We start from the raw sequence: 11871 nt of genomic DNA, 5'->3' as shown, positions 1-11871 counted from the left end.
CTATGGTAGCAGATGAGCATGGATATTCGTAACTTCACACCCTTTCCGAGTATGCGTTATTCCAATACGCTAAGCGACGGACGAACCTTCGGCATCGCCATGGTGAAGGTGGCCTTCGATATTGGTGAGGATGGTACTTGCACAGTGTCTCCGGAACAGGAGCCGTTCAATTTTACTGACGTGCCGCATGGTGAACTCAATGCTTCCTCGCTGCGTCATCCTTCCGATTTCGTGCCGTATAAGCCGGCTACCGACCTCATTATCAATGCCATTGCCCACGCGCCGGATGGCAAGCCCGCTCAATCATGGCTCTGCGGTGTGGAGATAGCCGATGAGGCCGGCAAGCGTATCGCCAAGCGGCTGCGTGTAACCGGACCCCGTTTCTGGCGACCACAATGGCGGCGGCCTTTGAGTGAGCAGGAGCAAAGCAAGTGGCAAAGGCACCGCGATCTTTTCAAGGGCTGGGAATTATCAGAACCGGAACCGATCACCGAACTGCCGATCCGCTATGAGTATGCCTATGGTGGCATGGTGGCGAGTGAGCGGGATAAGGATGGCAAGCGCCAGAGCGAAGTCAATGAACGCAATCCACTTGGGTATGGTCTGATTCATCCTGACTGGACTGATCATACCAAGCCGCAGCCGGCGCCGCAGATCGAAGCCGATAGTCAACCAGTGGCCGATGCCGAGGAGCGTTATACTCCGCAGGGCCTTGGCCCCATTCCCGCCCATTGGCTGCCGCGCCGACCCAAGGGCGGTACCTACGATCAAAACTGGATCGACAGTGTCTGGCCGAAATGGCCAGCAGATTATGATTTCACCTTTCACAATTCGGCGGCGGAAGGGTTGGCGATTTCACCCCATTGCATGGGCGATTTGCGCCTGCGGCTGCATTATCTGAGACGCGGCAATAGCCATTTCGATCTCACCATCCCAGATCCCAAGCTCCTTGCTTTGGTCACGCCACAGCAGGGCGAAGACCTTTATTGTCGTCCGCGTCTTGATACCGTCTTCGTGGAAATGGCAGAGGACGACCTCTTCCATTGCCGCGTCAGCCTGACCTGGAGGCTTATCTATAATCGCGCTTCGACATTCGAGATTGCGTTGTTCGCCTTTGATCAGGCTCCCGAATTGTTTGAACGCCTGAGCCGGGATTGGGACTCGCTTCCGTTTTCCCTCGCACCGGAAGAGTGCGCTTCCGAGCTTGAGCTCCCGGAGAACACCATATGAGTAATCCCGTCTCCGCTCGTCGCGATGGCACCAACTACGTTCATTCGATCTTTCCGGATGTATGCTGGACCCCGATTGGGGACGTGATGGTGCCAGTGCCCTACAGTTCCATCTGTTTGTTTGATGAGGGCTCAATCACTCGGCAATCCCGGACGATTCGTAACAACGAGGACCATGATTTCCAGCTCAACACCCGTTGTACCAAGACCACGGGACATGAGCCTGGCACTGGCAAGGGAGTGATCGTGGCGGGGTACATGCAAGTCTCGCATATCATGCAAGGGGCTAGTGCCCTTTTTTCCGAGGGCTACGCCATCGTTCGCAACGAGCATATGGCCTGGATGAATCGGCCTGATGAAGGCCCTCAGGAAGGTCGTCGCAGCTCGACCACAACTTCTATTGAACATATCTGACGGGAATTCGAGCCATGACGCCCCCTGACGACAATGGCACGCCGGAGACCCCAGCTCAGTTGCCTCCTATCGCCGTCTCTCCAGAGGATTCTAAAAAGCAGACCGACATTACCGAAAGTGATGGCGGTACCGCGGACTCTTCTTCGAAGGGTAACACTATAGGTGAGGATGTCTCTCCCGGAGAAGATGAAGGTAGTGATGACAAGGACATTACATCAGACTTCGATGAACTGATCCGTCATTTAAAGGACGAAGCAAAGCAGCATTTCAACACCTGGGGAGAGGACGCTCTCGGGACGGATGCTTTATTGCGAGCGCAGATGGTTGAGTTCGTTCGTGATATGAACGCCAACCCGAGTGATCCTTGGTTGCTTGCCGAGGCCGAGAGTTACATCAAGGATGGAAAGACTCTTACTGAAAAATATCTTGATGTTGCGTCTGATAATTCCTTTGTTCTTACTGAGGACAGATTTGCAAAATTAAAAGACCATATGTCCACGGCTTCGAAGCTAAACTCTGCTTATAATTGGATATCTAGTATACCGATAATATCGATTAAGAAAAAGATTATTAGATATCTTGCGGATAAGGCGGGCCGGAGGGCCCTTATTAGGCTGCTAAAGCGAAAAATACGAGAAATAATCAAAGGGAAAGCCATAAGGAAGCTAGTAAGGGATTGTCTTGCCAAGAGGGCCGCAGCCAATCCCGTTCGTGTGTCAAGTGGCAAGCCGATCGAAACTGATCCTGCGTTTTTTATCCTGGGGACGTTTTCTCTGGATTTGGGCTCAGTCTATAGCGGAGATATTGGAGCATCCGGTCCCCTGGGACAGGGGCGCACGTCTATGATCGATGCGACGATCATTCGCTTGGTGGATGGACGATTGCAATTGCTCGACGAGGATCTTTTCCCGGTCCACTTCGATCAACCGCGGCCAGATCCCGGAAAATGGGAAGGAGGCGATACTACGCGTGGCCTGGAGATTGCTGCCGGCCCCAAGCGTTCGCTGATTGTCAAGGAAGAGCATACTAAGCGGTATTTCCGGAAGTTCGAGGATGGGATCTGGCGCCTCGCCGTCATCGAGAACCGCGCGGGATCGCGGATCACGCTTCGTCGCAGCGAGCAGGGAGTGTTGGAGAGCCTCGACCATCCCGACGGCTTGTGCGTCGAATTCGATAATGATCCGAGCGGCCTGCGCCTTGCCGCGCATCTGGTTGGTTCGAATGGCGAACGTCGAACGGTGCTGCGCTACAGCTACGATGGCGCACGCAATCTCATTGTCGCTGAAGCGCCCTATGGCGGTTCAATGCAATACCGTTACGATGATCGGGGACGCCTGATCGAAACCCGCAAGGGACACGGCTACCAGTCGCGCCGGGACTATGACGATATGGGCCGGGTGATCGCCCTACACACCAATGGCCCATATGATGGTAGTCGCTTCGAATATGATGACGAACTCGACATCACCACCTTCTATCCAAATGGCAATCCCGATCAACTCGAGAAATTCTACCTCGATGCGTATGATCGCGCGGTCGTAACCGAGGCCAACGCTCTGGGCTATTTCAAGCGGAGAGAGTTTGATGCTGCAGGCTATCTTACCGCCGAGATCGATGCCGAAGGCAATCGTACTGAGTTTTCGTTCGATAGGCGCGGAAATGTTCGCTCGATCAGGGATGGCGAAGGGCGCGAGACCTTCTATTACTGGGGGCCCGGCACCGAACTCGATATGCTGGTTGATGGCGAAGGGAAGGCCTGGAACTATGAATATGGTACCAATGGCGCGTTGACGGCGGTAACGGACCCCCTTGGCACCCGCACGGAGATCATCGCGAATGATGCCGGGCAACCGATCAAAATCATGCGTGCCGACGGTTTGATGGAAACGCGTGATTATGACCAACACCATCGCTTGATCGCTATTCGGGACTTTCGCGGCGAACTCACCCAATTTGACTATGATGCCTTTGGACGACTGACAAGCGTCGCGGACGCATTGGGACAGACCACGCTCTATGTCTACGAAGACGGATCCGGCCTCGATTTCTGGGAACCCTCGCGAATCACTCGTCCCGATGGTGTGAGCGTCGTGGCGACAGTTGCAGCCGGCCAGGCCGAACGGCTGGTGACGGATGGCGAGGGCCGGCAGACGATTTATCGCTACGGTTTCGGCCCCAATAACATCCTGACCGAGATGGAAGATGCCAGTGGTGGCATCTTGCGCTTTGGTTATGACGGCCTGGAGCGACTCGTTAGGGTGGAGAACCAGCTTGGCCGTATCTGGACTTTTGAGCGTGACGCCGCAGGCCGCGTCATCCGAGAGGAGGATTTCGATGGTCTTGTGATCGACTATACCTATGACAAGGCCGACAGGCTGATCGAGACCCGTCACGCCGACGGAGCCCGTTTGCTTTATAGTTACGACAAGGCAGGCTTGCTCGTTCGGGAGGAAGCCTATGGACCGGGCCGAATTCCAGGCAAAGATGAGCCGGAGGAGATTACGCGTTTCTGGCATGACGGGCGCGGTCTGCTCGTGAAGGCGGAGAACAAGGCCGCGTTGATCGAATATGAGCGCGATGCAATGGGGCGCGTCACGGCTGAAACGGTGAATGGCCGGCGGGTCGAAAGCGCCTATGATTGCTGCGGCAATCGCATCGAACGACGGATCGGCGGGAGGATGGTTGCGTCGAGCTACGATCCGCTTGGTGCGTTGCAGAGCGTAACGATCGCCGCTCACCTGCCCCTCGTGTTCGAGCGGGATGCGCTGGGGCAGGAGTTGTCGCGTGCCACTTCGACTGGTTTTGCCGTCAATCAGCGTTATGACGCCGTGGGACAGCTGCGCGCGCAACATATCGGCCCAGCTGCGCGCCCCTTTGGCGCGGCTCTTGACATGAAAGGGAAGCATCTTGCTTCCGCGTCGCGGGGAATAGGCGGCGGCGCGATGGTCGAGCGTGTTTATGCCTGGGACAAGGCATTCGCTCCAACCGCTATCAAAGACGGTATCTGGGGTGGACTCGGCTACGACTACGATATCAATGGGCAGATCATAAGAACTCACTTTGGTGATGGTCATACTGAGCGCTTCGATTACGACGCAGCCTTGAACACCATTGGCTACGGAGAGGGGCCAGCTGAGGGCGGTGGCGGTATCGGCCCTGCCATTGCTGGTGCCGCCTACAGCACTTACGATACGAATTTACAGAATTGGTCACTGTCGGCGGGCGGGCGAGTGAAACAGGCGAGCGGCCCGCATGGAGAACGTATCAAGCTCGATCATGATGGCAGGGGGCGAGTGATCGAGCGCCGCGTAGAGCGCAATGGCTTTCGGCCGAAGGTCTGGCGCTACGAATGGGACGCCAAGGATCGGCTAGTCCGCTGCATCACGCCGGAGAGGGAGGCTTGGCGCTATGGCTATGATCCTTTTGGGCGGCGGGTATGGAAGGTGCGTGAGCTGACGTCGGCGGAAGCAAAAAGCCATGCGGTACGTTTCCCTCACCTGATCGATCCCCAGCATGTGATGCCGGATTATGCCAGTCAACTATTGCCCGTTGTTTCAGATCAGCGGCGGGGCGTTTCGGGTGGACGAGACGAGGATGGCGGAGAAGGAGCGCCGGTGGTGGGCGTTGCCTATGGTTGGGATGGTGATGTCATTTCCGAGGAAGCGCCGCTGTGGCTCGATGGCTCTGTTGATTGGGACCGGGCTACGCGCTGGTATTATGAGCCGGGCGGCTTCCGGCCTATGGCTAAGGAGACACCGCAGGGAGAACTTTTCTATATCGTTACCGATCATCTGGGTACACCCAGAGAGATGTTCGATGAGGGAGGGAAGCTTGCCTGGGCGACTGAATATCGCACCTGGGGAGAGATCCGGTGTTTATGGCTCGCCGATTTCGCCAATGATAATATCCCAGGGAGAAGTGGCCGCTCCTTCTATCGGAAAGAAGGAATGCGACGGGATACAGAAAAGAACGCCATAAACAGTCCCGATAGCGATGCGATTGCAGAGTTCGGTAGTGCTGATGCTCTCCGTTCTCTCGCTGGTGGCCGCGTTTTTGGTAATCTTGCGCTTGAAGACGATGCTGCTGCCGTGAAGGCCCGTTTCCTTTGCCCGATCCGTTTTCAGGGGCAATGGGAAGATGAAGAGACGGCGTTATATTACAATCGATTCCGGTACTACGACCCAGCGGCAGGACAATATGCTAGTCCTGACCCAATTGGACTGCGAGGCGGCGTTAGGCCTCACGGATACGTCAATCAGACGAGCGGCTGGGTTGATCCGCTTGGTTTACAGAGATATCCTGCTTGGATGCCGGCTGTGCCTGGTTTCCAGAGGCATCATATTATTCCTTTTCATATGCAGAATGACCCATTTCTTCGAAGCCTAGGATTTGATATCAATAGTAGGCAAAATATGATGTATTTGCCAAGCAGGGCGTGCAGTGTTAGCGGCGGTGGTACTGTTGGTCAGCGTGGGTCGGCACAGCATCGTGGTTTTGGTGGGCATGTTGATTATAATCAATATATGGATGATAGATTGAACGTACTAAAAAATATGACAAGAAACATGGGGAAGGCGTGTAAGCAACTTGCTCTTCGTGAAATGTTGCTGGAAACCAGAACTATGCTGGGTACAGGCGCCCTTCAGATAGCTAAATGTGAGGAGTAGATGTGGTATGTACTATAGACTCGTAGAGCATAATAAGTATCACCCTTCTGCATATCTGGAGGCAAAAGATGTAAGTGCTTGTGATCAGGCCTTGTGCGAGGGAAAGGCATATGATGGCGATTTTATCGCGGACGCTTTTAATCCGGACGATTTTTATTTTATAGATTATATTAAATCTTTTTGTGTTTCAGTTTATTCTCATAAATTTGCCGATGCTATGAGGGAGCTCAATGTAAATTGCATAAAATTTAAAAAAACTACTTTATGGTGGGGTGGTGAAAATTTAACCAATATAATTGGTGATGAAGTGCTTGGTTTTTATACGGCCTCTTTAAAAATTTTGGATGTAATAGATACGAATGTTAAGCCGATTAAGTATTGGCCTAAATTAAAAAAGTTCAAACATGAAGATTTCGTTATTACAAGGAAGATGCCCGATGATTGTCAAATAGGGGTGGATTTGAAGAAGCCAAATATTATAATATGTAGGAGCGAATTCAAGAAATTATGTGAAGATAGCGGCTTGAAAGTGTCTTTTCGTGAGTTGCCGTGTGAGTTTGGATCTTAACTGTGCCTTTCGGTTGCGGTACTTGAATTAGGAAGTCTAATATCTATTATTATTGCCATGCATTGCAAGATTAGCGCGCGGTTTAGGAATAATTTCCAGATTTGGTTGTGCAGCGAAAATGGTCCACACTCTCCGTCCGCAACCGTGGGGCGGTTCATAGAAAGTGACGGCTGGGTATTTTTTACGCTGTCGCGTTGGCTCTGGAAGTGCCTTTCGACCAAGGGGCAGTTTGAACCCCCCTCCCCAAATCACCCCACTTCCCCTATTCCCCTGCCTCGCGCATGATGGCGTGCGCCTTTCCGGCGCCCATCATGCCAGCAGGGAAACAACCATGCCGAACCACCCTTCCGATGCCATCAGTGCCTTCGGGCCGGACTTTCCGTTTGCCTATGACGAATGGCTGGCCCATCCGGCCGGGCTCGGGGCGGTGCCGGCCGACAAGCATGGCAAGCGCGTTGCCATCATCGGGGCGGGGGCGGCCGGGCTGGTAGCCGGCTATGAGCTGATGCGCCTCGGTTTGAGGCCGGTGCTCTATGAATCGGCGCGGCTCGGTGGGCGGCTGCGCTCGCAGCGCTTCGAAGGCACGGATGGCATCATCGCCGAACTCGGCGGCATGCGCTTTCCGATCTCCTCTCGCGGCTTTTACCATTATGTCGACCTGCTCGGGCTGGAGACGCGGGACTTTCCCAATCCGCTCACGCCGGCAGCCGGCTCCACCGTGATCGATCTGGAGGGCGAGACCCTCTATGCCCGCACGCTGGACGATTTGCCGCCGCTCTACCGGGAGGTCGCCGACGCCTATCACCAGGCGCTGGAGGAAGGGGCCCAGTTCTCGGCCCTGCAGGCGGCGATGCGCGCGCGCGACGCCAAACGCATCAAGGAGATCTGGGATCCGATCGTGCGCGATTGGGACGAGCGCACCTTCTATGATTTCGTGGTGTCCTCCGAGGCTTTCCGCAAGCTCTCCTTCCGCCACCGCGAAGTGTTCGGGCAGGTGGGCTTCGGCACCGGCGGCTGGGATTCGGACTTTCCCAATTCGATGCTGGAGATCCTGCGCGTCAATCTCGGCGCCTTCGACGACGAGCAGCGTTATGTGGTCGGCGGGGTCGAGCAGGTGGCGCAGGGCATCTGGTCCAAGGCGCCGGAGAAGCTCGCGCATTGGCCCGCCGGCACCACGTTGGCCGGGCTCAATGCCGGCGCTACCAGGGGGCGCGCGCAGGCGATCGCGCATAACGGCAAGGGCGGCTTTACGGTGACGGACCAGTGGGGCAATCGCGAGGATTACGAGGCGGTGGTGGTCACCTGCCAGAGCCATCTGCTGACCACCTCCATCGCCGCCGAGGAGAGCCTGTTCGACCAGAAGCTGTGGATGGCGCTCGACCGCACCCGCTACATGCAGGCGGCTAAGACCTTCATCATGGTGGATCGTCCGTTCTGGAAGGACAAGGATCCGGCCACCGGCCGCGACGTGTTGTCGATGACGCTGACCGACCGCATCACCCGCGGCACCTATCTGTTCGACAATGGCGACGACAGGCCGGGCGTGATCTGCCTGTCCTATTCCTGGATGACGGATGCCTTGAAGGTGCTGCCGCTCTCGGCCGAGCGCCGGGTGGAACTCGCCCTTTCGGCGCTCGGCAAGATCTATCCCGGGCTCGACATCGCCAGCCACATCATCGGTTCACCGATCTGCGTGAGTTGGGAGGCGGACGAGAACTTCCTCGGCGCCTTCAAGGGCGCGTTGCCAGGGCATTATCGCTACAACCACCGCATGTACGGCCATTTCATGCAAGGGGACCTGCCGGAGAGCCAGCGCGGCATCTTCATGGCCGGGGACGGCGTGAGCTGGACGCCGGCCTGGGTCGAGGGCGCGGTGCAGACGGCGCTCAACGCGGTCTGGGGCGTGATGACCCATCTCGGCGGCCACTCGCCGGCCGAAAATCCCGGTCCCGGCGATCTCTATCCCACGCTCAAACCGGTCGATCTTGGGGATTGAGGGGAGGGGCGCCGACAGCCGAGTTGTCATCCCTGACGAGCCACGCAGTGACGAGGGAAGGGCATCCAGTAGCAGGCGCATCGCTGTTAGCCCCTCGATCCCCTTTCCACGGCCTTTGGCCGTGCCGGGGATGACAGATCCAAGCTGCCGGCTCCAACGGGCGGCCTCCTTTACGTCAGTCCGCCCGGAAAAATCCAGCGATGCGCTGGCGCAGCCATTGATGGGCGGGATCGCCCCGGCGGCGCGGGTGCCAGATCTGGGTGAACGGTACGGCCGGCAGGGCGAAGGGGGGGTCGAACAGGCGAAGGCCGTCAGCCTCGATCGCCGGCGGCAGGATGCTGCGTGCCACGGTCAGGACGATGTCCGTGCCGGCGGTCAGGCGCGGAGCCATGCCCCAATGCGGCAGGGTGAGGCAGATCCGCCGCTTGTGGCCGAGAATGGCAAGGGTGCGGTCGATCTCATTCTCGACATCGGCGCGCAGCGCCACCAGGGCATGCGGGCGGGCAAGATAGGAAGCGAGATCGAGCCCGTCGTTGGCTGACAGAGCCGCTGCATCGGCGAGGCAGATGTAGCGGTCTTCGAAGAGCAGGTCATGGGCCAGTCGCTCGCCGAGATCGGGAAACACGCCGAAGGCAAGGTCGATTTCGCCATCCAGAATCTGGGCCGCCATCGCCTCCCGGCTCGCCTGGGTGACGAGGAGGTCGCAGTGGGGCGCTTCGGTGCGCAGCAGCGGTACGAGTCTGGGTAGCAGCACGGCGGCGCCATAGTCCGACATCGCCAGCCGGAAGGTGCGCCTCTCGCTCGAAGGATCGAAGCCGGCGGGGGCCAGCAGATCGCGCATGCGGTCGAGCGCCTCGCCGAGATGGGGCTGGATCTGGAGCGCCCGCGCCGTCGGTTTGAGGCTGCCGCCCTGGCGCGTCAGCAGGGGATCGTTCAGCAGCAAGCGCAGCCGCGCCAAGGCATGGCTGACGGCCGGCTGGCTCTTGTTCAGGCGCAGGGCCGCGCGAGAGACGTGGCGTTCGGCCAGCAAAGCCTCGAGCACGGTGAGAAGGTTGAGATCGACGCCGGCAAGATTATTCATTGTGTGCATAGTACGGATATGAAATCGGAATTTCCATCCGATTTCGGCATGGCATAGCTTTTCCGCGATTGAAGGAGACTGCCATGACCAATCCCACCTCGCTCGTTCTGCTGCTGCCGGCTTTGGTGGCGGGCGCGGTCGTGCCGTTCCAGGCTGGCGCCAATGCCACGCTTGGCCGCCTGCTCGGCCATCCGCTCTGGGCAACGCTGGTTTCGCTGGCGGTGAGCATCGCGGTGATCTTGCCGGTGATGGCGGCCTTTCGTGTCTCGGCCCCCACCGTCGAGGCGGCGTCGAAAGGGCCGTGGTGGATCTGGACGGGCGGTCTTGCCGGCGTGATCTACATCACCGCCGCGCTCCTGCTGGCGCCCCGGCTCGGCGCCGCTAATTTCATGGTGGCGGTGATCGCCGGGCAGATGATCGCCTCGCTGGCGATCGATCATTTCGGCCTGATGGGCTTTGCGGCAAAGCCGGTCAATCCGGCGCGCCTTGCCGGTGTCCTGCTCATCGTCGGCGGCATGGTGGTGACGCAATGGGCCAATGCCGCCGAAGCAATCACCGCACCGGCCCGCTGAGAAACTGGCCTGAGATGCCTAGGCCTCCTTCGACACCAGGATCTTGTCGATGCGCCTGCCATCGAGGTCCACGACCTCGAAGCGCCAGCCGTCGCGCACGAAGCTCTCGCCCGTTTGTGGCAGGCGGTTGAGCTCGGCCAGGATGAAGCCGGCCGCGGTTTCATAGTCGCCGCGCTCGATCGGCATCGACAGGGTCTCGGCCAGTTCGTCGGCCTGCATCCAGCCCGATACCAGATAGGAGCCGTCCGAGCGCATGGTGATGGCCGGTTCGTCCCCATCGTCGTCCTGGAAGGCGCCGGCAATGGCCTCCAGCACGTCATTGGCGGTGATGACGCCCTCGAAATGACCGTATTCGTCGAAGACCAGCGCCATGTGGGCCTTGGAGGAGCGCAGCGACGGCAGCATGCTGAGCGCCTCATTGGTGTCCATCACGATGGGTGCTGCCTCGATATGATCGCGTACATTGAGGGCCCGGCCGTCGAGCTGGGATTGGAACAGGTCCTTGACGGTGACGACGCCGATGATGTTGTCGTCCTCGCCGTCCTGCACGGGCAGGCGGGAGCGGGCGGTGGCACGCAATTGCGCCATGATCGTCTTGGCGGAGTCGGAGAGGTCGATCACCTCGACTTCGCGCCGCGGTGTCATCAGCGAGCGGGCGCTGCGATCCCCCAGGCGCATCACGCCGGAGATCATGTCACGCTCGGCCGTTTCGAGGACGCCGGCGCTCTCGGCCTCCCTGAGAATGGTGCGCACTTCCTCTTCCGTGACCTTTTCCTCCGACTTGCTGTTCTGGCGGAGCAGCGTCAGCACGGTCCGGCCGGAAATGTCGAGCAGCCAGACCAGCGGCGCTCCGCATTTCGACAAGAGCCGCATGGCCGGCGCCACGCGCGCCGCCACCCGCTCGGGGTCGCGCAAGGCGATCTGCTTGGGCACGAGTTCGCCGATGATCAGCGACAGATAAGTGATCGCCACCACCACGAGGCCGACGCCGAGCGTATCGGCAGCGTTGACGGACAAGCCTTGGGCCTGCAGCCAGCCGGCAAGACGCGCGCCGAGCGTGGCTCCCGAAAAGGCGCCGGAGAGCACGCCGACCAGCGTGATGCCGATCTGCACGGAGGACAGGAAGCGGCCGGGATTTTCAAGCAATTCCAACGCTGCCGCAGCGCCTCGCTTGCGGTCGGCGAGCGCACGCAGCCTGGCAGGGCGGGAGGAGACAATCGCGAGTTCCGACATGGCGAGGACGCCGTTGAGAAGCGTCAGGAAGACGATGATGGCGATGTCGAGGAACAAGGTGCCTTTGAGGGGTTGCGGGCCCGCGACAAATGTCGGACCGCTTGACGGGGC

Annotated in this window: 8 protein-coding genes; 6 read left to right on the top strand and 2 right to left on the bottom strand. The window is 58.4% G+C overall.

The features are described 5' to 3' along the window. Positions 1-18 precede the first annotated feature (18 nt). The 5 genes from ACR9ZN_RS16175 (at position 19) to ACR9ZN_RS16155 (ending at position 8874) form a co-directional block, all read left to right on the top strand. On the top strand, positions 19-1230 hold the full coding sequence (locus ACR9ZN_RS16175) for a DUF2169 family type VI secretion system accessory protein (RefSeq protein ID WP_454815035.1): 1212 nt from the start codon (positions 19-21) through the stop codon (positions 1228-1230). Continuing rightward, complete coding sequence (locus tag ACR9ZN_RS16170; protein ID WP_454815033.1) at positions 1227-1643, top strand: PAAR-like domain-containing protein; 417 nt, start codon at positions 1227-1229, stop codon at positions 1641-1643. The genes ACR9ZN_RS16175 and ACR9ZN_RS16170 overlap by 4 nt, the downstream gene beginning before the upstream one ends. Positions 1644-1657: 14 nt before the next feature. Continuing rightward, complete coding sequence (locus tag ACR9ZN_RS16165) at positions 1658-6310, top strand: RHS repeat-associated core domain-containing protein (RefSeq protein ID WP_481272666.1); 4653 nt, start codon at positions 1658-1660, stop codon at positions 6308-6310. Between the two features lie 7 nt (positions 6311-6317). After that, positions 6318-6878 carry a hypothetical protein gene (locus ACR9ZN_RS16160; protein ID WP_481272665.1) on the top strand — a complete coding sequence of 187 codons (561 nt, stop codon included), beginning with the start codon at positions 6318-6320 and terminating at the stop codon, positions 6876-6878. A 331-nt stretch (positions 6879-7209) separates the two neighbouring features. Continuing rightward, complete coding sequence (locus tag ACR9ZN_RS16155; RefSeq protein WP_481272664.1) at positions 7210-8874, top strand: flavin monoamine oxidase family protein; 1665 nt, start codon at positions 7210-7212, stop codon at positions 8872-8874. Between the two features lie 175 nt (positions 8875-9049). Here ACR9ZN_RS16155 and ACR9ZN_RS16150 read toward each other — a convergent pair whose 3' ends face one another. Continuing rightward, a complete protein-coding gene (locus ACR9ZN_RS16150) occupies positions 9050-9955 on the bottom strand; it encodes a LysR substrate-binding domain-containing protein (protein WP_454815025.1) in 906 nt (301 codons plus the stop codon). Between the two features lie 83 nt (positions 9956-10038). Between ACR9ZN_RS16150 and ACR9ZN_RS16145 the strand changes: the two genes are divergently transcribed. Beyond that, positions 10039-10527 carry a DMT family transporter gene (locus ACR9ZN_RS16145; RefSeq protein WP_454815023.1) on the top strand — a complete coding sequence of 163 codons (489 nt, stop codon included), beginning with the start codon at positions 10039-10041 and terminating at the stop codon, positions 10525-10527. Between the two features lie 18 nt (positions 10528-10545). Here ACR9ZN_RS16145 and ACR9ZN_RS16140 read toward each other — a convergent pair whose 3' ends face one another. Beyond that, positions 10546-11817 carry a hemolysin family protein gene (locus ACR9ZN_RS16140; protein ID WP_454815021.1) on the bottom strand — a complete coding sequence of 424 codons (1272 nt, stop codon included), beginning with the start codon at positions 11815-11817 and terminating at the stop codon, positions 10546-10548. Positions 11818-11871: the final 54 nt, after the last annotated feature.

Source organism: Labrys sp. HAY1-8F, assembly GCF_056754975.1.
This window is presented reverse-complemented; position numbering and strand designations above follow the sequence as displayed.

Coding starts and splice junctions, on each gene's coding strand:
- ACR9ZN_RS16175 (WP_454815035.1), top strand. CDS start 19: ATGGATATTCGTAACTTCACACCCTTTCCGAGTATGCGTTATTCCAAT.
- ACR9ZN_RS16145 (WP_454815023.1), top strand. CDS start 10,039: ATGACCAATCCCACCTCGCTCGTTCTGCTGCTGCCGGCTTTGGTGGCG.
- ACR9ZN_RS16160 (WP_481272665.1), top strand. CDS start 6,318: ATGTACTATAGACTCGTAGAGCATAATAAGTATCACCCTTCTGCATAT.
- ACR9ZN_RS16150 (WP_454815025.1), bottom strand. CDS start 9,955: ATGAATAATCTTGCCGGCGTCGATCTCAACCTTCTCACCGTGCTCGAG.
- ACR9ZN_RS16165 (WP_481272666.1), top strand. CDS start 1,658: ATGACGCCCCCTGACGACAATGGCACGCCGGAGACCCCAGCTCAGTTG.
- ACR9ZN_RS16170 (WP_454815033.1), top strand. CDS start 1,227: ATGAGTAATCCCGTCTCCGCTCGTCGCGATGGCACCAACTACGTTCAT.
- ACR9ZN_RS16155 (WP_481272664.1), top strand. CDS start 7,210: ATGCCGAACCACCCTTCCGATGCCATCAGTGCCTTCGGGCCGGACTTT.